The organism is Pandoraea sp. PE-S2T-3 (genome assembly GCF_002179965.1).
Taxonomy (GTDB): Bacteria; Pseudomonadota; Gammaproteobacteria; order Burkholderiales; family Burkholderiaceae; genus Pandoraea.
Window position 1 is genome coordinate 244,512 of the sequence record NZ_NGUQ01000015.1, and the last position, 21,409, is coordinate 265,920.

Annotated in this window: 21 protein-coding genes; 9 read left to right on the forward strand and 12 right to left on the reverse strand. The window is 62.5% G+C overall.

The features are described from left to right. Window position 1: 1 nt before the first annotated feature. The 6 genes from CDV46_RS13320 to uvrB form a co-directional block, all read right to left on the reverse strand. Entirely contained in the window at window positions 2-1,225 is a 1,224-nt protein-coding gene (locus CDV46_RS13320; RefSeq protein WP_058379417.1) for an IscS subfamily cysteine desulfurase, read from the reverse strand. A gap of 31 nt (window positions 1,226-1,256) precedes the next feature. Then, the gene (gene iscR / locus CDV46_RS13325) at window positions 1,257-1,781 is read right to left on the reverse strand and encodes a Fe-S cluster assembly transcriptional regulator IscR (protein WP_058379418.1); all 525 of its coding nucleotides are present in this window, start codon (window positions 1,779-1,781) and stop codon (window positions 1,257-1,259) included. 116 nt (window positions 1,782-1,897) lie between these two features. After that, window positions 1,898-3,997 carry a site-specific recombinase gene (locus CDV46_RS13330; RefSeq protein WP_087722962.1) on the reverse strand — a complete coding sequence of 700 codons (2,100 nt, stop codon included), beginning with the start codon at window positions 3,995-3,997 and terminating at the stop codon, window positions 1,898-1,900. Between the two features lie 106 nt (window positions 3,998-4,103). Next, a complete protein-coding gene (locus CDV46_RS13335) occupies window positions 4,104-4,580 on the reverse strand; it encodes a low molecular weight protein-tyrosine-phosphatase (protein ID WP_176399076.1) in 477 nt (158 codons plus the stop codon). Between the two features lie 94 nt (window positions 4,581-4,674). Then, window positions 4,675-5,217 (reverse strand): hypothetical protein, encoded by a 543-nt coding sequence (locus tag CDV46_RS13340; RefSeq protein WP_087722966.1) that lies wholly within the window; start codon window positions 5,215-5,217, stop codon window positions 4,675-4,677. 334 nt (window positions 5,218-5,551) lie between these two features. Continuing rightward, on the reverse strand, window positions 5,552-7,639 hold the full coding sequence (gene uvrB / locus CDV46_RS13345; protein WP_087688736.1) for an excinuclease ABC subunit UvrB: 2,088 nt from the start codon (window positions 7,637-7,639) through the stop codon (window positions 5,552-5,554). Window positions 7,640-7,959: 320 nt separating this feature from the next. On the opposite strand from uvrB, the gene CDV46_RS13350 reads away from it, so the two are divergent. Both CDV46_RS13350 and CDV46_RS13355 read left to right on the forward strand, forming a co-directional pair. Continuing rightward, window positions 7,960-9,159 carry an amino acid aminotransferase gene (locus CDV46_RS13350; RefSeq protein ID WP_087688238.1) on the forward strand — a complete coding sequence of 400 codons (1,200 nt, stop codon included), beginning with the start codon at window positions 7,960-7,962 and terminating at the stop codon, window positions 9,157-9,159. 296 nt (window positions 9,160-9,455) lie between these two features. Further along, the gene (locus CDV46_RS13355) at window positions 9,456-10,697 is read left to right on the forward strand and encodes a polyhydroxyalkanoate depolymerase (protein WP_058379423.1); all 1,242 of its coding nucleotides are present in this window, start codon (window positions 9,456-9,458) and stop codon (window positions 10,695-10,697) included. 88 nt (window positions 10,698-10,785) lie between these two features. Here CDV46_RS13355 and CDV46_RS13360 read toward each other — a convergent pair whose 3' ends face one another. Continuing rightward, window positions 10,786-11,424: a TetR/AcrR family transcriptional regulator gene (locus CDV46_RS13360; RefSeq protein ID WP_058379424.1), complete on the reverse strand. Its 639-nt coding sequence runs from the start codon at window positions 11,422-11,424 to the stop codon at window positions 10,786-10,788. A gap of 102 nt (window positions 11,425-11,526) precedes the next feature. On the opposite strand from CDV46_RS13360, the gene rsxB reads away from it, so the two are divergent. Together rsxB and nth are read left to right on the forward strand one after the other, a co-directional pair. Further along, entirely contained in the window at window positions 11,527-12,423 is an 897-nt protein-coding gene (gene rsxB, locus CDV46_RS13365; RefSeq protein ID WP_087722969.1) for an electron transport complex subunit RsxB, read from the forward strand. Between the two features lie 68 nt (window positions 12,424-12,491). Further along, the gene (nth, locus tag CDV46_RS13370; RefSeq protein ID WP_087722971.1) at window positions 12,492-13,136 is read left to right on the forward strand and encodes an endonuclease III; all 645 of its coding nucleotides are present in this window, start codon (window positions 12,492-12,494) and stop codon (window positions 13,134-13,136) included. A gap of 133 nt (window positions 13,137-13,269) precedes the next feature. Here the strand turns inward: nth and CDV46_RS13375 are convergent, their stop codons facing one another. Beyond that, the gene (locus CDV46_RS13375; protein ID WP_087722973.1) at window positions 13,270-13,863 is read right to left on the reverse strand and encodes a malonic semialdehyde reductase; all 594 of its coding nucleotides are present in this window, start codon (window positions 13,861-13,863) and stop codon (window positions 13,270-13,272) included. Window positions 13,864-13,996: 133 nt separating this feature from the next. Beyond that, window positions 13,997-14,905 carry a DMT family transporter gene (locus tag CDV46_RS13380; protein ID WP_254916042.1) on the reverse strand — a complete coding sequence of 303 codons (909 nt, stop codon included), beginning with the start codon at window positions 14,903-14,905 and terminating at the stop codon, window positions 13,997-13,999. An 89-nt stretch (window positions 14,906-14,994) separates the two neighbouring features. Here CDV46_RS13380 and CDV46_RS13385 point away from each other — a divergent pair, with 89 nt between their 5' ends. Continuing rightward, complete coding sequence (locus CDV46_RS13385) at window positions 14,995-15,426, forward strand: DUF1841 family protein (RefSeq protein WP_087688244.1); 432 nt, start codon at window positions 14,995-14,997, stop codon at window positions 15,424-15,426. A gap of 136 nt (window positions 15,427-15,562) precedes the next feature. Here the strand turns inward: CDV46_RS13385 and CDV46_RS13390 are convergent, their stop codons facing one another. Further along, window positions 15,563-15,964: a c-type cytochrome gene (locus CDV46_RS13390; protein ID WP_058380385.1), complete on the reverse strand. Its 402-nt coding sequence runs from the start codon at window positions 15,962-15,964 to the stop codon at window positions 15,563-15,565. A gap of 37 nt (window positions 15,965-16,001) precedes the next feature. Continuing rightward, window positions 16,002-16,358 carry a c-type cytochrome gene (locus tag CDV46_RS13395; protein ID WP_058379430.1) on the reverse strand — a complete coding sequence of 119 codons (357 nt, stop codon included), beginning with the start codon at window positions 16,356-16,358 and terminating at the stop codon, window positions 16,002-16,004. A gap of 281 nt (window positions 16,359-16,639) precedes the next feature. Here CDV46_RS13395 and CDV46_RS13400 point away from each other — a divergent pair, with 281 nt between their 5' ends. The 4 genes from CDV46_RS13400 to CDV46_RS13415 all read left to right on the forward strand — a co-directional run bounded on the left by CDV46_RS13400 (window position 16,640) and on the right by CDV46_RS13415 (window position 20,377). After that, complete coding sequence (locus CDV46_RS13400; protein WP_087688245.1) at window positions 16,640-17,482, forward strand: AAA family ATPase; 843 nt, start codon at window positions 16,640-16,642, stop codon at window positions 17,480-17,482. A gap of 13 nt (window positions 17,483-17,495) precedes the next feature. Continuing rightward, window positions 17,496-18,671 (forward strand): vWA domain-containing protein, encoded by a 1,176-nt coding sequence (locus tag CDV46_RS13405; RefSeq protein WP_058379432.1) that lies wholly within the window; start codon window positions 17,496-17,498, stop codon window positions 18,669-18,671. Between the two features lie 48 nt (window positions 18,672-18,719). After that, entirely contained in the window at window positions 18,720-19,925 is a 1,206-nt protein-coding gene (locus CDV46_RS13410) for a benzoate/H(+) symporter BenE family transporter (protein WP_087722977.1), read from the forward strand. 113 nt (window positions 19,926-20,038) lie between these two features. After that, entirely contained in the window at window positions 20,039-20,377 is a 339-nt protein-coding gene (locus CDV46_RS13415) for a DUF2322 family protein (RefSeq protein ID WP_087723284.1), read from the forward strand. A 100-nt stretch (window positions 20,378-20,477) separates the two neighbouring features. Here CDV46_RS13415 and CDV46_RS13420 read toward each other — a convergent pair whose 3' ends face one another. Continuing rightward, the gene (locus CDV46_RS13420; RefSeq protein WP_058379434.1) at window positions 20,478-21,308 is read right to left on the reverse strand and encodes a hypothetical protein; all 831 of its coding nucleotides are present in this window, start codon (window positions 21,306-21,308) and stop codon (window positions 20,478-20,480) included. Window positions 21,309-21,409 lie beyond the last annotated feature (101 nt).

Below are 21,409 nucleotides of genomic sequence, written 5' to 3' on the forward strand. Positions count from 1 at the left end.
CTCAGTGTGCGGCCCACTGGATCGAGCTGATGTCGATCCCGTCCTTGTACATTTCCCACAGCGGCGACAGATCGCGCAGCTTGCCGATCTTGCCCTTGAGCAGTTCGACCACGTAGTCGACTTCCTGCTCGGTCGTGAAACGACCCACCGTGAAACGAATCGAGCTGTGCGCCAGTTCGTCGTTACGACCCAGCGCGCGCAGCACGTACGAAGGCTCAAGCGAGGCCGACGTGCACGCCGAACCCGACGACACCGCCACATCCTTGATCGCCATGATCAGCGACTCGCCTTCGACAAAGTTAAAGCTGATGTTCAGGTTGTGCGGCACACGTTGTTCCATGTCGCCGTTCACATACACTTCTTCCATTTCCGTCAGGCCGCGCAGCAGGCGATCGCGCAGCATACGCACGCGCTCGTTTTCCGTGGCCATTTCTTCACGTGCCAGACGGAATGCTTCGCCCATGCCCACGATCTGATGCGTGGCCAGCGTGCCCGAACGCATGCCGCGCTCGTGACCGCCACCGTGAATCTGCGCTTCGATACGCACGCGCGGCTTGCGACGCACATACAGCGCGCCGATGCCCTTCGGGCCATACGTCTTGTGCGCCGAGAACGCCATCAGGTCGACTTTCAGCTTGTTCAGGTCGATGGGCATCTTGCCCGTGGCCTGTGCCGCGTCGACGTGGAAAATGATGCCCTTTTCGCGGCAGATCTCACCAATCGTCTCGATGTCCTGAATCACGCCGATTTCGTTGTTCACGGCCATCACCGACACGAGAATCGTGTCCGGGCGCAGTGCCGCCTTGAAGACGTCGAGATCGAGCAGGCCGTCATCCTTGACGTCCAGATACGTGACTTCGAAGCCCTCGCGTTCCAGTTCGCGCATGGTGTCGAGCACAGCCTTGTGCTCGGTCTTCAGCGTGATGAGATGCTTGCCCTTGCCTTGATAGAAGTGCGCGGCACCCTTGATGGCGAGGTTGTCCGACTCGGTAGCACCCGACGTCCAGATGATCTCGCGCGGGTCGGCACCCACGAGCTTCGCGACTTCCTCGCGTGCCTCTTCCACCGCCTGCTCGGCGGCCCAGCCGAACGAGTGGCTGCGCGAGGCCGGGTTGCCGAACTGCTCGCGCAGGTACGGCAGCATCTTGTCCACAACACGCGGGTCGATCGGCGTGGTGGCGCTGTAATCCATGTAAATGGGAAGATTGAGGGTGTCGTTTTTCATGGGGTGCTCCAGGATCGTGCCGTGGCGCCTGTTATGAACGGGCCATATCGAAGACCGAATTGGGAATGCGCGTGGCGATGGTCTGGCTGGTGCCGGGCTCGCGCGTGTCACGCAGCACGGCCTGTTGGGCCTGTTTGCTGCGCTGCTGCTCGACCAGGTCGCGCAGCGAAACGGAATCGAGATACTCGACCATCTTCTGGTTGAGCGTCGCCCACAACTCGTGCGTCATGCAATGACCGCGATGGCCGTCCTGGCCCTTCTCGCAATTGCCCTTGCTACCGCACTGTGTGGCGTCGAGCGGTTCGTCGACCGCAATGATGATGTCAGCGACCGTCACCTCTTCCGCGCGGCGCGCCAGGCTGTAACCGCCGCCCGGACCACGTACGCTTTCCACAATTTCGTGGCGGCGAAGCTTCCCGAACAGTTGTTCCAGGTAAGAGAGGGAAATTCGCTGACGCTGACTAATGCCCGCAAGCGTCACGGGACCCGCGTCCTGGCGCATGGCCAGGTCGATCATCGCCGTAACGGCGAAACGGCCTTTCGTGGTAAGTCTCATGATGATGCAGGGGATTAATCTCGACTATTTTCGTCAAGTATAAATACCCCACGAAATTAGTCAACTACTTCTGGCCCATTTTTTGCGAAAGTTCCCTCGTCCTTTTGCGAAAAATCTTATTTTTCGGGACGAGCTTCGGGGCTCGCGGTGCGTAGCGGAAACAACAGCACCAGGGGGTTGCGCAGCACGGCGCGCCAGATGGCGCGGTGGATTTGCCGACGGTCACCCAACCGCAGTGGACGCGATCGGAGCGCCATGTGGAATGCTAACGCAAAACTGACGCCGACGTTGAGCAGGGCCATCGACCCTACCCCTGCCACGGCCAGCCAAAGCGAGGCATCGTGCAGCACCGGCCAGCCCAGCACGCCGATGGACGTGGCGATCGCCCCCGTCGACAGCGTGACGTGGCGCACTTCGAACGGCAACGCGAACGCGGTCAGTACGGCAGGCACCAGTCCGAGCATGAAGCCGAGCGTAAGGTTGCCGAGAACCGGCGCAATGTGACGACGGCACCAATCGGCGAGACGCGCCGCCCCATTGCGGCCGAAAACGAAGCGCAGACGGCGGTTGTACGCCAGCACGTCGCCGATGCCATGCAGCGCGAACCAGTTGTCCGCCCAGCCCGAGATCAGACTGGAGCACCACAGCAATACCCCCGTCATCGCCGCAAAGAGCGGCGTCACACCGAGGATCGAGAACGAATTCAGCGTGGCGTGCGCTTTTTCTGGCGGGATCGTGTTCATACCCAGCGCCGCCGATACCCCCCATTGCACCAGCAGGCAGAACGGAAACACCATCGCCAGATTGCCGAAGATCGCCGCCGCCTGCGTACGCACGAGCGCAATGACTTCGCCGACGAAGGCGTCCATGCCGGCGGCCGTATCCACATCGTCGAGCTTGCTGGCGATGGCCGGCGCCGTCATGGCCGGCTGCTTGGTCGCCAGCGTGAAATGGCAGAAGTGCATGAACAGGAAGCACAGCGCGTAATTCGCACCGGCGAGGAAACCTTCGACGATCGTCGGCAGGTGCGCGCTGGTAATCAGAAACTTCACGTAGACCGTGACCACCGTCACGAGCCCGCCGCCGCACGCCATCTTGAGCATCGACAGGTATTCAGGGCGCGTGCGCGCAATGTAGTGCTCGCCAGTCTCCGCGCTGCGCTCGACCACCTTGCGTGCCAGCAGGCCGAACGATGTACGCGCCAGTTCGCCCACGCTCTGACTCGCCCGATTCGCGCGCACCAGATCGGCTAGCAGCCGCACGCGCGCCGTCGCATGATCGCTGTCGACCAGCCACGCTTCGAGCAGCCGCTCCAGCCGGCGGATACGTGACTTCGCGCGCTCCACCAGAAACACGATGTCCACGCTCACGCCGTTCTCGTCCAGATGCGCGTACACCTGACGCACGGCGCGGCCGCAATCATCAAGGAGCGCCCGAAACACGTTGAGCTCCTGCACGAAACGCTGACTCGGCGGTGCCCCCGGCACGAGCTCGCGCCCGGCGTCCTCCAGCCCTTGCATGGCGCGGCCAAGGCGATAGAACGGCGACTCCGTCACACGCGGATACGTCAGTCGCGTGCGCACGGCCTGCGACAACCCGGTCGACGCGATCTGATCGACCAGATGATGCATGGCGGCGAGCAGGTCTTCGGCAAAGGGATTCCAGTCGGTGTCTTCGTCGTCGGCCTCCCCGAAATGCAGCAGCGCAATGAGGTCGGCCAGCAGTGCGGGCGGCATGTCGCCAATCCAGTCGGCGGCATCGCCATCGGGGAACATCAATGAGCACAGCGCCGACAGATCGCGGCGCGTGGGCGGCGGCGGGATCAATGCCTTCTCAATGCGTTCGGCGAGCGCGCCCCAGAAGCCTGGCCGCACCGGCATGCCGGTATCGCACAGGAGAGAAATCGCGTCGCTGTCGTTGATGACGCTGCGCAGCGTGCGCGCGACGGGCAAGCGCCACGCCGGGTTGCGATCGAGCATTTGCAGCAGGTAGCGCAGGCGGGTGTGCGGCCGGTAGCGGGCGGCCTCCCCTTCGGCGCGCGCTTCGTTGGCGAGCGAACCGCGTTTTTGCACCCAATGCGCCAACTCGATCAGCCATTGATTGCGCACGGCCAACGGTGCCGTCGGATCCGCGTGCGCGAGCAGTTCATCGAGTTGATGGCCCGCGTGGCGTGAAGCACGCCATTTGCGCCAATAAGACGTAAGGGTGTTGAGCATCTTTCAGGGAATTCGGGCCGATCAGGCCGAGTTAGGACGGCAATGGCCCGAATGATAGCCCCTGAATACGCGATTGACCGGCAAAAATCTGGCGCAACGCCCCGTTTCAGCGATCTTCGCGAAGCCGTGCGAGCAGCCCGTCAAGACCGTCTTCGACGTAATCGAGCACGGTTTCGAAGCCACGGTCGCCGCCGTAATACGGGTCGGGAACTTCGGTCGCGTCGTGGCGCGTGGCGAAGTCCATCAGCCGCACGATCTTGTGCCGGTATTGCGCGGGGCATTGCGCGGTGAGGTCGGCGACATTGGCATCGTCCATCGCGACGATCCACGTGAATCGCTCGAAATCGTCCGCCTCGACGCGACGTGCACGCAATTCACTCAGATCGTAGCCGCGCTTGGCGGCAGCGGCCTGTGTCCGCGCATCTGGCGCATGGCCGATGTGATAGCTGTGGGTGCCTGCTGAATCGACCGTCACCACGTCGGTCATCCCGGCCTCTGCCAGACGATGACGAAAAATGCCGTCGGCGCTCGGCGAGCGACAGATGTTGCCCATGCAAACGAAGAGGACTGAAGTCTTTTTCATTGGAAACGTGGATGAGTTGCAAATAGGAGATCCGGCGTCAGGATAACCAATGCGGCCATCCTGACACCGGAAACGTCTCCGGGAAACAGAAAGATCAGTGTCCGAGGGCGTTCGCATGCGAAAGCACGCCACCGAGCAGGTTGGTCACAGGTGAGAGCACACCGGCGTGACCGGTGACGGAACCTGCTATAGAAGTAACCGGTGCGACCGCCTTGGCGACGCCGGCATTGCCCGCAACCGCCGTGATCGGTGCAATCGGCACGCCACCGGCCGAGCCGATCACGCCAGTGACAATTCCGGTGACAGGCGCCAGCGGACTACCTCCGCCCACGCCGCCCAACGTCCCCGAAAGACCGCCGAGAACGCCACTGACCGTCGTGACGATCCCCGTGACCGGCGCAAGCACACCCCCGCCGAGCGCACCCGTGACCTGACCGAGCAGTGAAGTGACGGGCGCGAGAATCGGCCCCACGATCGGTACCGTCGGCAAGGTCGGCAGTGCGATGCCCGGAATGCCAGAAATGCCACCGATGGATTGTGCGAAGGCGCCAGATGCCGAAAACAGGCTGGCACAAAGCGCGGCAGAAACAGAAACGGTCTTGATTGCACCGCAGACGAAACGTTGATTCGAGCCCATGGTAACCCCCCAGTTCTTGACGGACGAAAGGGCGTCGACAGCACGGTGGCGACGCGAGCGCCGGTCGATCAGAACGTCGGCGGCGCCTGTCTCACATGACGCAATTCGAGTGCCACGGATGTGCACTCAAAGAGCGTCAACGCCGCAAGAACAGACCGCAGATGGGGAGTAAACACTTCATGTGTTCGATTGAGATACCACCGAGAGCAGATACTTCGCGTTTTCCCGTTACGGGAAAACGCGAACGTAACGTAACGCCGTTACATCGCCACGTCGTTACGTCGTTACGTCGTTACACCATGACACGGGCCACGCCGCGCAACACAGGACAACGTCAGAGCTTCGGCCCGAGTTCGGCCTCGCTGGCGCCATCCGTGCCGAACACCAGCGCCTTGACGTGAAGCAGTTGATCGCGCACCTTCGCCGCTTTCTCGAATTCCAGATTGCGGGCGTGCTCCTGCATCTGCTTCTCGAGCTTCTTGATCTCGCGCGCAAGCTGCTTCTCGGACATGTCCTGGTAGTGCGCCTGCTCTTTCGCCTCGGCCAGTTCCGCCTTGGCGTCCTGCGGGTCGTACACGCCGTCGATGATGTCCTTGATGCGCTTCTTCACGCCCACCGGCACGATGCCGTTCGCCACGTTGTGCGCCATCTGCTTGGCACGGCGACGCTCGGTCTCGCCGATGGCGCGCTTCATCGACTCGGTCATCTTGTCGCCATACAAAATGGCCGCCCCGTTGACGTTACGCGCCGCGCGCCCGATCGTCTGAATCAACGAACGCTCCGCACGCAAAAAGCCTTCTTTATCCGCATCGAGAATCGCCACCAGCGACACTTCAGGAATATCGAGCCCCTCTCGCAGCAAGTTGATCCCGACCAGCACGTCGAACGCGCCGAGCCGTAAATCGCGGATGATTTCCACCCGTTCGACGGTGTCGATGTCGCTATGCAGATAGCGCACCTTCACGCCGTTATCCGAGAGATATTCGGTCAACTGCTCGGACATGCGCTTGGTCAGCGTCGTCACCAGCACGCGCTCGCCTACCGCCACCCGCTTGTTGATTTCACTTAGCACGTCATCGACCTGCGTGCGCGCGGGGCGCACCTCGATGGTCGGATCGATCAGCCCGGTCGGGCGCACCACCTGCTCCACCACCTGCCCTGAGCGCTTGCCTTCGTAATCGGCCGGCGTGGCCGAAACGAACACCGCTTGCCGCATCTTGCGTTCGTACTCGGCAAACTTGAGCGGCCGGTTATCGAGCGCCGACGGCAGCCGGAAACCATAGTTGACCAGGTTTTCCTTGCGTGCCCGGTCGCCGTTGTACATGCCGTTGAACTGGCCGATCAGCACGTGCGACTCGTCCAAAAACATGAGCGCATCGGGCGGCAGATAGTCGACCAGCGTCGGCGGCGGTTCACCGGGTGCTGCACCCGAGAGATGCCGCGAGTAGTTTTCAATGCCCTTGCAGAAGCCCAGCTCCTGCAACATTTCCAGATCGAAACGTGTGCGCTGCTCAAGCCGCTGCGCTTCGACGAGCTTGCCTTCCTTATAGAAAAAGTCGAGCCGCTCGCGAAGTTCGGCCTTGATGGTCTCTATGGCGCGCAGCACCGTGTCGCGCGGCGTGACGTAGTGCGAAGACGGATACACCGTGAAACGCGGCACTTTCTGGCGCACCCGGCCCGTAAGCGGGTCGAACAATTGCAACGTGTCGACTTCGTCGTCGAACAACTCAACACGCAGCGCCAGCTCGGCGTGTTCTGCCGGGAAGATGTCGATGGTGTCGCCGCGCACGCGGAACGTGCCGCGGCCGAAATCGGTCTCGTTGCGCGTGTATTGCATCGCAATCAGGCGCGCAATGATGTCGCGCTGCCCGATCTTGTCGCCCTGGCGCACCGTCAGAATCATCTGGTGGTATTCGGTCGGATTGCCGATACCGTAGATCGCGGACACGGTGGCCACGATCACCACGTCGCGCCGCTCCAGCAGGCTCTTGGTCGCCGACAACCGCATCTGCTCGATATGCTCGTTCACCGACGAATCCTTCTCGATGAAGAGATCGCGTTGCGGCACGTAGGCTTCCGGCTGGTAGTAGTCGTAGTACGAGACGAAGTACTCGACGGCGTTACGCGGGAAGAACTCGCGAAACTCGGAGTAGAGCTGGGCGGCGAGGGTCTTGTTCGGGGCAAACACGATGGCCGGGCGCCCCATGCGCGCAATCACGTTGGCCATCGTGAAGGTTTTGCCCGAGCCGGTCACGCCAAGCAGCGTCTGGAACGCGAGACCGTCGTCGATGCCTTCGGTCAGTTGCGTGATCGCCGTGGGCTGGTCGCCCGCCGCGGGGAACGGGCAGTAAAGCTGATAAGGCGAATCGGGGAACGTCAGGAACTTGCTCTCGTCGAGCGTGTTGTCAGCCGCAGGGATCATGGCGGGGGTGCGAGCCTGATAGACGTAATCTGCCATTCTAGCGCGTCAGTCAATTCCTAGAGTCCCATGGGTGACAGGACGACTAAAGGACGGACATCCGAGTCTCGGCCGGACGGCACGCATGGCGGCCGCCAATCCCGGCCATCGGCTGATTTCTCGCCAATTTCTGGCATAAATTGGCAGTTTTCGTGCCGAAATGCCATGTATTCCTGCTGTGTGGCCTGTGGTTTACCACAAGCGCGGGCATTCTTCGTTAAAATGCTCCGTTGCACCTGACACTTTTGTGCCGCATTTTTCCACTACTGCCTCGAGCCGTCGAAATGACTCTCTTCTCCGCTGTCGAACTCGCCCCGCGTGACCCCATTCTTGGTCTGAACGAAGCCTTCAACGCCGATCACCGCACCAACAAGGTGAATCTGGGCGTGGGCGTGTATTTCAACGCGGAAGGCAAACTGCCCCTGCTCAAGGCTGTGAAGGCCGCGGAAGAACAACGCGTCGCCGCCGGCCTGCCGCGCGGTTACCTGCCGATCGAAGGCATTGCCGCCTACGACAAGGCCGTGCAAGAGATGCTCTTCGGCAAAGAGTCGCCGGTGCTGACCGAAGGCCGCGTGATCACGGCTCAGGCCCTGGGCGGCACGGGCGCACTGAAGATCGGCGCCGACTTCCTCAAGCAACTGAACCCGAACGCCACGGTCGCCATCAGCGACCCGAGCTGGGAAAACCACCGCGCCCTGTTCACGCAAGCCGGCTTCAACGTCGTCTCGTACCCGTACTACGAAGCCGAAACGCACGGCGTGAACCTGTCGGGCATGCTCGACATGCTGGGCAAAGAGCCGGAAGGCACGGTCGTCGTGCTGCACGCCTGCTGCCACAACCCGACCGGCGTCGACCTGACGATGGACCAATGGGCCCAAGTCGTGGAAGTCGTGAAGGCCCGCAAGCTGGTGCCGTTCCTCGACATCGCCTACCAGGGCTTCGGTGACGGCATCGATGCCGACGCCGCCGTGGTTCGCCTGTTCGCCGCATCGAACCTGAACTTCTTCGTCTCGAGCTCGTTCTCGAAGTCGTTCTCGCTGTACGGCGAACGCGTGGGTGCTCTGTCGATCGTCACGAGCAGCAAGGACGAATCGACCCGCGTGCTCTCGCAGCTCAAGCGCGTGATCCGCACCAACTACTCCAACCCGCCGACGCACGGCGGCTCGGTGGTTGCCGCGGTCCTGAGCAACCCGGAACTGCGCGCCCTGTGGGAAGAAGAACTGGCCGAAATGCGCGAGCGCATCCGCGCCATGCGTCTGGCCCTGGTCGAAAAGCTCCGCGCCCACGGCGTGGAACGCGATTTCTCGTTCGTGATCAAGCAACGCGGCATGTTCTCGTACTCGGGCCTCACCGCAGACCAAGTCGAGCGCCTGCGCGAAGAGTTCGGTATCTACGCCGTGAGCACGGGCCGCATCTGCGTGGCCGCACTCAACGACAAGAACATCGACGTCGTCGCTTCGGCCATCGCCCAAGTGCTGCGCTAAGCGCGTCAGCGGGCGCGAGGACGGGGAAATCGGGCCAGATTTGGCGTGATCCCCCGGCGATCTTGCGCCGCGCCATACGTGTCATGCGGCAGAACAAGAAAAGCCCGCCTCACCGGCGGGCTTTTCTTTGCCCGGATTATGTTGCGCCGCAGCAACGATAGTTTATAACAATGAGTCGAATAAGCTAAAACTATCGATCTGATGCGGAAATGCCATACATCAGGGTTATGCTGCGTTGCACAGCCGCGATAAACGGTTGCATAATTGCCTCCATCACTCGCCTCAGGGCACACAACATGCTGTATCAGATTCACGAGTACAACCGCGCGTGGTTGAATCCCCTCACCACGTGGGCCAAAGCGGCCGCTACCACTTTCGTCAACCCGGGTAGCCTGCTCGCCATGATGCCCGGCGCCCCCCGCATTGCCGCCGGCTACGAGTTGCTCTACCGGCTCGGCAAGGATTACGAAAAGCCCGAATTCAACATTAAGGCCGTCGAAGTCGACGGGCACAACATTCCGGTCGTGGAAATGACCGCGATGGAGAAGCCCTTCTGCCGGCTGCTGCGCTTCAAGCGCTACGCGGATGACGCCAGCGCTGTCGGCCAGCTCAAGGACGACCCGGTCGTTCTGGTGGTCGCGCCGCTGTCGGGCCATCACGCCACGCTGTTGCGCGATACCGTCACGACGCTGCTCAAGGACCACAAGGTCTACATCACCGACTGGGTCGACGCCCGCATGGTCCCGCTCGAAGACGGCGCGTTCCATCTGGACGACTACGTCGCCTACATTCAGGAATTCATTCGCCACATCGGCGCCGAAAACCTGCATGTGATTTCGGTGTGCCAGCCGACCGTGCCGGTGCTCGGCGCGATTTCGCTGATGGCGTCGAACGGCGAGAAAACGCCCAAGACCATGACGATGATGGGTGGCCCGATCGACGCTCGCAAGAGCCCGACATCGGTCAACTCGCTCGCCACGAACAAGTCGTACGAGTGGTTCGAGAATCACGTGATTCATGCGGTGCCGGCCAACTATCCGGGCTCGGGCCGTCTCGTCTACCCCGGCTTCCTGCAACACGCCGGGTTTGTGGCGATGAATCCGGACCGCCATCTGAAGTCGCACTGGGACTTCTATCTGGACCTGATGCGCGGCGACAGCGATGACGCCGACTCGCACCGCCGCTTCTACGACGAGTACAACGCCGTGCTCGACATGGCCGCCGAGTACTACCTCGACACCATCAAGACGGTGTTTCAGGACTTCAGTCTGGCGAGCGGAACGTGGGATGTGTCGGGTCAGCGCGTGCGTCCGCAGGACATCAAGACCACCGCGCTCTTCACCATCGAAGGCGAGCTGGACGACATTTCGGGCAGTGGCCAGACGCAAGCCGCGCATGAGCTGTGCACGGGCATTCCGGCCAAGCGCCGGGCGCACTTCACGGCACCGGCGTGCGGTCACTACGGGATATTCTCGGGCAGTCGCTGGCGCAACGTGATCTATCCGCAGATCCGCGACTTTATCGCCAAGAACAGCTGATCAGGGGAGCGGTCAGTCAATATAGAAAAACCGCCGTGTGAGCTTCGGCCCACACGGCGGTTTTTTCATTTCCCAGCGGTTCAGACACTCAGCGGGCGCGTAGCGAATCCATCAGCACCTGCGTGTTGAACGCCGAATACGTCTTGCGCGTGTCGTCGGCCATCACGTCGCGGCCCATCACAATGGACAGCGTGTGGCGGTTCGACATCACGTAGTAGCCCATCGCCGAGATCGTCACGTACAGATTGACCGGATCGATGCCGGTGCGAATCTCGCCGCTCACTTCACCGCGCTTGAGCGTTTCCGCGAGCAATTCCACGATTGGCGAGACTTGCTGACGAATCTCGGTCGACTGACGCATCGACTTCGCTTCGTGCAGGTTCTCGTTGTTGATGAGCTGGATCAGCGCCGGGTGCTCGGCGTAGTAATCCCACACGAAGTGGGCCAACGCCGCGACCGCGTCGAGCGGCGCAAGCGCATCGAGCTTGAGCGCGTGTTCGGCGCGGTTGAATTCTCCATAGACTTCTTCGAGCACCGCCAGATAGAGCTGGTCCTTATTGCCGAAGTAGTAATAGAGCATGCGTTCATTGATGTCCGCTCGGCGCGCAATACTGTCCACGCGCGCACCGCTCGAACCCCTCTCGGCAAACTCCTCGATCGCAGCTGCCAGAATTCGCTGGCGGGTACGCTCGGGGTCCCGTTTGATCTTGGTTTCTGGCGTCGTCATGATCGGCCGGTCGTTCTCAACGGGCGGAATTATGGCACAACGGTTTCAGTGTTTCCGCAAAATGCAGGATAATTCGCTTTTCGCCGAATCCCCCACAAAGACGTGTCCGAAGTCAACGCGCTCGCGCAGCGCATCGATGCCTTATTGCCCCAGACGCAGTGCACCAAGTGCGGTTACGCCGGTTGCCGGCCGTATGCCGACGCCATCGCCGGCGGGCAGGCCAGCTATAACCAGTGTCCGCCGGGCGGTGCCGAAGGCGTTGCACGTCTGGCGAAGCTGCTCGGCCGTCCGGTCATCCCGCTCAATCCCGAGAACGGCGTAGAACGCCCGCGCCCGCGTGCCGTCATCGACGAATCGCTGTGCATCGGCTGCACGCTCTGCCTGCAAGCCTGCCCGGTCGACGCCATCGTCGGTGCCGCCAAGCTCATGCACACCGTGATCGAAGATCGCTGCACAGGCTGCGACCTGTGCGTGCCGCCCTGCCCCGTCGACTGCATCGAGATGGTGCCGGTCACTGGCGAGCGCACCGGCTGGGACGCGTGGTCGGCAACGCAGGCCGACGAAGCCCGCGTGCATTTCGAGGGGCATCAGGCCCGCCTCGCGAAGGACAAAGCCGAGCGCGAGGCCCGTCTGGCCGCCCGCGCGGCACGGGTGGCGCCGACGGCACCCGCCGCGCCGGCTGAAGCGGACACTGTCGCTGCGTCTGCGACGGCAGCGTCACAAGGCGAGACCGCCACCGCGGCCGCAGCCACTACGGCGCCCGCCGCCGAAGATGCGGCCGCCTCTGCCGCGGCCCGCAAGCAGGCCATCATTCAAGCCGCGCTGGAACGTGCCCGCCAAAAGAAGGCCGCCCTCGCAGAACAGGGCTTAGGGCCGAAAAACACCGAGAACGTCTCCGCCGAAGTACAGGCGCAGATCGACGAGGCTGAAGCGCGCCGCAAGCGCCTGAGCCTGACCGGCACGTCCGGCGAGCAGGACAAGACGCCAGACAAGCCATAACCCGCCTCGCCGCGACGCGCCACACCGCCAACAAGACTAGCCAAGCCGCAACCGCCCACGCCGCCATCATGAACGACGCCAAACGCCGAGCCCTGTTCGAGACGTTGCAGCAACTCAATCCGAACCCCACGACGGAGCTCGAGTACACGTCGCCCTTCGAGTTGCTCATCGCCGTGCTGCTGTCGGCGCAGGCGACCGACGTCTCGGTCAACAAGGCCACCCGCAAGATGTACGCCGTGGCGAACACACCCGCGAAGATGCTGGCGCTCGGCGAAGCCGGCGTGTCCGATTTCATCAAGACGATCGGCCTGTATCGCACCAAGGCGAAAAACGTCATCGCCACGTGCCAGATGTTGCTCGACCTGCACGGCGGCGAAGTGCCGCGCTCGCGTGAGGCGCTGGAAGCGCTGCCGGGCGTCGGGCGCAAGACGGCCAACGTGGTGCTCAACACGGCGTTCGGCGAAGACACGATTGCGGTCGACACGCATATCTTTCGCGTCGCCAACCGCACCGGTCTGGCGCCGGGCAAAGACCCGCTGGCCGTCGAACTGGCGCTGGAACGGGTCATCCCGCGCGAATTCAGGCACGACGCTCATCATTGGCTGATTCTGCACGGCCGCTACGTCTGCAAGGCGCGCAAGCCCGAGTGCTGGCATTGCGCCATCGAGCCGCTCTGCGACTTCCGTCCGAAGACACCTGCGCCGAAAAACTGAAAACTTCCGAAGACAGCCGAAGTCAGTCGAATACCCGCACCCGCCATGCAAAACGGGCGCTCCCATTGCAGGGAGCGCCCGTTTTGTTTTGATCTTCCGAAACCATGCCGGTCGCACCGGCACATCAGAAAAATCAGATGATGCGAGCCGCTTCGTCGAACGACAGACGCGGGTTGCGCGGGAACAGCTTGGCGTGATCACCGTAGCCGAGGTTACAGATGAAGTTCACGCGCCACTCGGTGCCGGCGAAGAACGTGTCGTTGACCTTCTGCGCATCGAAGCCGGCCATCGGGCCGCAGTCGAGGCCCAGCGCACGGGCGGCGAGAATGAAGTAGCCGCCTTGCAGCGAGCTGTTCATATGCGCGGCACCGGCGGCCTTGGTGGCGTCGCCCGAGAACATCGGCACCATCTTTTCGGCACCGTTCGGGAACAGCTTCGGCAGGTGCTCGTAGAACTTCAGATCGAAGGCGATGATCGCCGTCACCGGTGCCGTACGCGTCTTTTCAACGTTGCCCGGCGCCATGCATTCGATCAGCTTGGCCTTCGCCTCGGCGCTCTTGACGAACACGATGCGCGCGGGCGTCGTGTTGGCCGACGTCGGGCCCCACTTCACGAGGTCGTACAGCTCACGCAACGTCTCGTCGCTGACCGGCTTGTCGAGCCACTCATTGTGGGTTCGTGCGTCGGTGAACAGTTGGGCGATGGATTCTTTGGCGATAGTGCTCATGGCAATGACCTCGGGTAATGAAGCGCGAATTAAAGCGTGTGGCGACACATAAAGCGAACGGCGATTGTACCGTTGCCCGGCAACCGTCGCTGGCGAGACAAAAATCGCGGCGCGCCCGCCGGAACAGGCGATTTCAGGATGTGGCCGCCGAGGCTCGGGCCGACAGCCAGAGCACGCCGGCCAGAATCAGCATGCCGCCGCCGAGCTGCGCGGCGGTGAGCGTTTCGCCTAGCAGCATGGCCGCGAGCAACACGGTAACGACGGGTTCCAGCGTGGAGAGCATCGACGCGCGCCCGGCGCCAAGGCGCTGCAACCCCGCAAAGAAGGTCAGGATGGCGATGACCGTGGAACATACGGCAATCGCCACCAGCGCCGCCCAGCCGCCCGTATTCGCCGGCCAATGCAGTGACAGCCCCTGCCCGGTACGGACCAGCGCCATCGCACTGAACGAGACGGTGGCGGCCAGACACACGAGGGTTGCCGTGGCACGAGGATCCACACCGCGTGTGAGCTTCGCCCCGACCACGATGTAGCACGAGTAGATCAGCGCCGACCCCACGGCCAGCGCCATGCCGAGCGGCTGCCCCTGCCCGCCGCCCACGGTGAGCGCGGTGCCGAGCGAGCACAGCAGCAGCGCGCCGAGCTTCACGGGCGTCAGGCGCTCATGCAGAAAGATGGCCGCCAGCACCGTGACGAAGACCGGGTAGAGATAGAGCAACAACGCGACCAGCGACGCCTGCGCGTATTGCAGCGCGCCGAAGTAACACAACGACTGCCCCACGTAGCCGATACCGCCCATCAGCGCGATGCCCAGCGATTGCCGCCGCGACGGGAACGCCACCCGCCGCACCCGGCACCAGACGAGCAGCAACAGCGCCGCCACGAAGAACCGGAACAGCAGCATGGCGAAGAGATCCGCGCCGGAAGCGCTGGCCGCACGCGCGAAGATCGCCATCGCACCGAATGCCGACGCGGATACCGCGATCAACGCGATACCGCCCCAAGCCGATGGCGGGCGGGCATTTTGGACGGTGGCAGGCATAGCGGAGGATTGGGGGCTCTGCGACATGATTAAGCGAATTGAGCGACAATACGGCCTGTTTGGCGTCACGAGAACCCCACGGAGTCCCCATGTTCAATCCCAGCCGCGATGAAGTGCGGCAATTTTTCTGCACGACCTGGCAAAAGCAACGCGACGGCAACATCCTCACGCCGCTCGAGACGATTGCCGCCGACTGGATCAACGAACATCCGGAATACCACGACGCGCTGGGCGACACCGAAGAAGCGAGCGCGCGCGACTACTCGCCCGAAGGCGGCCAGACCAACCCGTTCCTGCACCTGTCGATGCATCTGGCGATCAGCGAACAGGTCTCGATCGATCAGCCGCCCGGCATTCGCGCCGCGTATGAAAAGCTGACGAACCGGCTCGACTCGCCGCACGAAGCCCAGCACCGCATCATGGAATGTCTGGGACAAACGCTGTGGGAAGCCCAGCGCAGCGGCCAGCCGCCCGATTCCGACGCCTATCTGCAACGCATCGAGCAGCAAGCCTCGCGTTAAGCTGCCCAGCGCACAGCATAACAACGACAAGAACGAAGAAAACGACGGTTGCCATGAGGCAACCGTCGTTTTTTGCTTTCTGAACGACGCCGCGTAACTTCGCTACGTCGCCACGCCGCTAGCCAGCTATCCCGCCTTACTTCTTGGTGACCAGATCGCCGGGCAGCGATTCGATATACGCGGCCATGTCCTTCAGCTCTTGCGAGGTGAACGGACGCGGCTTGCCGTCTTTGCCGATCGTTGCCGGGTTGGACATCACCTGCGTCTTCATGATGGCGTTGCTACGCCCGAAGACGAGACTCTGTTCGTTCTGATACGCCCGCAGCGCGTTGTACACATAGTCGGCGTACTGCCCTGCCAGCTTCGGATACTCCGGCGTGATCGGTGCGTTCAGGTTCGCGCCGTGGCAGCTCACGCACATGCCCTTGTCGACGAGTGCCTTGCCGTTGGCGATATTGCCCGCAGCATGAGCGGCACCGGTCAGACCGGCCAGCGTGGCGCCGAGCGCCAGGGACGCCGCGAGTGCGGCCTTTGCCATCGAATGCTTCATCGTGTTCTCCTCAGCCACGCACGTTTTACTTCTGGGGATTGACCGGCGTCGACGCCGTTTGCGCCGCGTAGTACGCGGCAATGTCGACGATGTCCTGCTCGGTCAACGTGGCTGCGATGCCATGCATCGTCTGGAACTTGCGATCGCCCTTGGCGTACTCCTTCAGGGCATTTTCGATGTACTTGGCATTCTGTCCGCCGATCCGGGGCACGTGATACACCTCGGGAAACGCGGTCCGATAATCGGGAATGCCGTGGCAGCCAATACACATGGCGACCTTGTCCTTTGCCGCCTCGGGATTGGGCTTGAGTTCGGCCGCATGAAGCGCGGTGAGCGACGTGCTGCCGAGCGCCAGCGCCATCATCGTGAGGAACTTTTTCATGGTCTTCTTGGGAACGTTTTTGGTTGGAATACCGGCCCGCAACACACAGGTCGCCGTCCCGACTCCAAGGCAGACGACCCGTGAAAAAAGCAATCGATTGTAACCCACGCCCCCCAATGCGCAAACTCGGGGCTGACCCGCACAGTTCTCCGAAGTTTTTTCGCAAGCCCTTGATGCGGCGAGACATTTTGAAAGCGCCAGCGAGCCGTATGTGCATTGTCTTATACTGAAGTTTTTCCCTGCCCGGCCGGTTGGCCGGCTGTTTGCGGACGGCTCTGACAATGCGCTTCGAAGGCTCCTCCCAGTACGTCGCCACCGACGACCTCAAACTCGCGGTGAACGCGGCGGCCACCCTGCAACGCCCCCTGCTCATCAAAGGCGAACCCGGCACCGGCAAGACCATGCTGGCCGAAGAAGTCGCCGCGGCGCTCGACATGCCGCTGCTGCAATGGCACGTGAAGTCGACCACCAAGGCACAGCAGGGCCTCTACGAATACGACGCCGTCTCGCGCCTGCGCGATTCGCAACTGGGCGACGAGCGCGTGCGCGACATCGCCAACTACATCGTCAAGGGCGTGCTCTGGCAGGCGTTCGAGGCCGAGCAACAAACGGTGCTGCTGATCGACGAAATCGACAAGGCGGACATCGAATTCCCGAACGATCTGCTGCGCGAACTCGACCGCATGGAGTTCTACGTCTACGAGACGCGCCAGCTCGTGAAAGCGCGCCACCGGCCGCTCGTGATCATCACGTCGAACAACGAGAAAGAACTGCCCGACGCCTTCCTGCGCCGCTGCTTCTTCCACTACATCAAGTTCCCCGATCCGTCGACGATGCAGTCGATCATCGACGTGCACTTCCCGAACATTCGCCACGAACTGGTGAACGCCGCGATGGCGACGTTCTTCGAAGTGCGCGAGATTCCGGGCCTGAAGAAGAAGCCGTCGACCTCGGAGCTGATCGACTGGCTCAAGCTGCTGATGGCCGAAGAGATCGGCCCCGACGCGTTGCGCAGCGCCGACAACAAGCTGGCCATCCCGCCGCTCGCGGGCGCCCTGCTCAAGAACGAACAGGACATGCATCTGTTCGAGCGCCTCGTCTTCATGAACCGCGCCAACCGGTAAGCGCGCCACCGTCATGCTGATCGACTTCTTCTACACCCTGCGCGCAGCCAAGCTGCCCGTTTCGGTCAAGGAATACCTGACGTTGCTCGAAGCGCTGCAACGTCAGGTCATCGCGCCCTCGCTCGACGAGTTCTACTATCTGGCGCGGCTCTCGCTCGTGAAGGACGAGAAGCACTACGACAAGTTCGATCAGGCGTTCGGCGCGTACTTCAAGGGCGTGCAGCAGTTGGTGGACGCCTCCGGCGAAGTGCCGCTCGACTGGCTCAAGAAGCGCATGGAGCGCGAGCTCTCGCCCGAAGACAAGGCGCGCATTCAGGCGCTGGGCGGCCTCGACAAGCTCATGGAGCGCCTGAAGGAACTGTTCGAGGAACAGAAAGGCCGTCACGAAGGCGGCAGCAAATGGATCGGCACCGGCGGCACGTCGCCGTTCGGCAATGGCGGCTTCAACCCCGAAGGCATTCGCATCGGCGGCGAGAGCAACGGCAACCGCACGGCCGTCAAAGTGTGGGATCAACGCAGCTATCGCGATTACGACGACACGGTCGAACTCGGCACGCGCAACATCAAGGTGGCATTGCGCCGCCTGCGCAAGTTCGCGCGCGAAGGCGCCGCCGAAGAACTCGATCTGGACGATACGATCCGTGCGACGGCGGCCAACGCCGGCTGGCTCGACCTCAAGCTCGTGCCGGAACGCCACAACAATGTGAAGGTGCTTATGCTGCTCGATGTGGGCGGCTCGATGGACGACCACATTGCGCGTACCGAAGAGCTGTTTTCTGCGGCGAAATCCGAATTCAAGCACCTTGAGTTCTACTACTTCCACAACTGCGTCTACGACTATCTGTGGCGGCAGAACCGGCGGCGTCACAACGAGCGCTTCGACACGTGGGACGTGCTGCGCAAGTACCCGCCCGACTACAAGCTGATCTTCGTGGGCGACGCCACCATGAGCCCCTACGAAGTGCTGCAACCGGGCGGCTCCGTGGAATACAACAACAAGGAAGCGGGGGCCGTCTGGCTGCGCCGCTTCATCGACCGCTTCCCCAAGCATGCGTGGCTCAACCCCGAGCCCGAGGCGCTATGGCAGTATCGGCAATCGATTTCGGTGATTCGCCAGCTCTTCGCGAACCGGATGTACCCGATTACCCTCGCCGGCCTCGAAACCGCGATGCGCACGCTCAGCAAGTAGACGCCGGACCCGCGCACCACCATAAGAACTAAACAACACGAGACACTCATGACGTCCAGTACCACGCCAGTGCCCCCGCTGCCGCCGTTGAGGCCGCTCGCGGACACCTCGCCCTCGGCCATCGTCGCCGGCTTCGTGGCGATGATGACCGGCTACACGAGCTCGCTCATCCTGATGTTTCAGGCCGGACAGGCCGCACACCTCACGCCGGGCCAGATTTCCTCATGGATCTGGGCGCTGTCGATCGGCATGGGCGTCACGACCATCGGGCTATCGCTGCGCTACCGCACGCCCGTGGTCATCGCGTGGTCGACGCCGGGCGCTGCGCTGCTGATCACGTCGCTGCCGGGCGTGCCCTATAGCGAAGCCATCGGGGCCTTCATCGTCTGCAACGCGTTGATTGCCATCTGCGGACTGACGGGCGGTTTCGAGACCATCATGCGGCGCGTGCCACCGGCGCTGGCATCGGCGCTGCTCGCGGGCATTCTGTTTCGCATCGGGCTGGAAATCTTCGTCGCGGTACAGCATCAGACGGCGCTCGTACTCGCCATGTTCTTCACCTATCTGATCGTCAAACGCCTCGCCTCGCGCTATGCGATTCTGCTGGCCCTCATCGTCGGCACCGCTGTCGCGGGCGGGCTTGGCCTGCTGGATTTCAGCCACTTCAACATCGCACTCGCCAAACCGGTGTGGACCACGCCGTCGTTCTCGCTCTCGGCGACCATCAGCATCGCGATTCCGCTGTTCGTCGTGGCCATGGCCTCGCAGAACGTACCGGGCCTCGCGGTGCTGCGCGCCGATGGCTATAACGTGCCGGCCTCGCCGCTGATCTCGACCACGGGCATCGCGTCGGTCTTGCTCGCCCCGTTCGGCGCACACGGCATTCATCTGGCCGCGATTACCGCCGCCATCTGCACCGGGCGCGAAGCCCATGAAGACCCCAACAAGCGCTACACGGCAGCCGTCTGGTCCGGTGTGTTCTATCTGATCGCAGGCACGTTCGGCGCAACGATTGCCGCGCTGTTTGCCGCGTTCCCGAAGGCGCTCGTGGTGTCGATTGCGGCGCTCGCGCTGTTCGGCTCGATCATGAACGGGCTGGCCAATGCGATGAGCGACACGAAGCAGCGCGAAGCGGCGCTGATCACGTTCATGGTGACGGCCTCGGGGCTCACGTTGCTGTCCATCGGCTCGGCGTTCTGGGGGTTGATCGCAGGCGTGGTGACGCTGACGATTCTTCAGTGGCGGCGCGCCTGAACCGGTGCGTATCGAAGTGATACCATTCGGCCCGCAACGTATTTCGACGCCGACATGATGTCAGGCGATTTCAGGCAATTTCAGGCAATTTCAGGAGTGGCAAGACAATGGCAGTGATCGAACCGACCCCGGTCTTCAAGGAAAACCTCGTACTGATGGCCGCGACCGGCAGCATCGACGGGATTGCCCGCATCGAACTGCGCGACGGCAGCGGTGCCGTCGTGGCGACCATCGAAAATGCACCGGGCAAGCAAGGCTCACTCGCGGTGTACCACTACCTGAAGCAAGCCTTCGGCACGCTCGACGCCGCTGCCGCCGAACACGGTCTGGCCGTGTTTGCCGAGCACACCGCCGACGCGCGCAATCGTCCGGGCGCGCACCCGAACGTCGATCGCCTGCTGGCCGTGATTGCCGGCGGCGGTGCACTCACCATCGACGAGATCGCGGCATAACGCTTATGCGTTTTTGCGCAGTGCCATGAAAAAAGCCAGCCTTTCGGCTGGCTTTTTCACGTCTGGCCGACGCCGTCAGATCGACGGCAGCGGGTCGACCTCAGATCGTCAGCACCGGACCGCCGTCGCCATTGGCCGAGCGCAGTTGCTTGACCCAGCGCTTGGCGGGCAGGCCCGTTGCGGCTTCCACGATCTTGGCGCGGGCTTCCACGTCTTTCCATTCGACCGACAGCAGCGGGCCGTTGAAGGCCAGCACGATCACATTGCCGTCGTGCACTTCCGGAAACTCGATCACGCGGTTGTCGAACGCCTGACGCAGGCGGCGAATGTTCTTCGGGTAGCTGTCGTGGTCGCCGAACAGGTTCATCGTCAGCATGCCCGGTGCGCGCAGCGTCGCGCGGCAAGCCTTGTAGAACGCCGGCGTGTCGTGCACGGGGCCACGCGCGGTCGCGTCGTACAGATCGATTTGCAGGACATCGACACTGCCGTGATTCGCGGTGTCGGTAACGAAGTTCCACGCGTCGTCTTCGATCACTTTCAAGTGACGCGAATCGCTCGGCAGGTTGAACATCGTGCGCGCCGCGATCACCACGGCGGGGTTCAGCTCAACGGCGGTCACTTGCGTGCGCGGGAATTGCTGATGCGAAAACTTCGTGAGCGAGCCGGTGCCCAGACCCAGTTGCACCACATGCTTCGGGGCGCGCATGAACAGCAACCACGCCATCATCTGTTGCGCGTATTCCAGCTCGATACGATCGGGCTTGGAAAGACGCATCGCACCTTGCACCCACGCCGTGCCGAAATGCAGGTAACGCACGCCACCCTGTTCAGAAAACGTCACCGGCGCAAAGCGCGGAGTGTAACGACGGGCGGGGCGATCTTCGGTGACGAACGCTTCGGCTTCGATGGATTTGCGTTTGATGAGGGTCATGAGTCCTTCGGGGAGATTCGGGAAATTCCGATGGGATCGCATTGTACCGGGTTCACGCGACACAGCCTTCGCAGGGACCACGGGACGGCATGCTCCCTGCG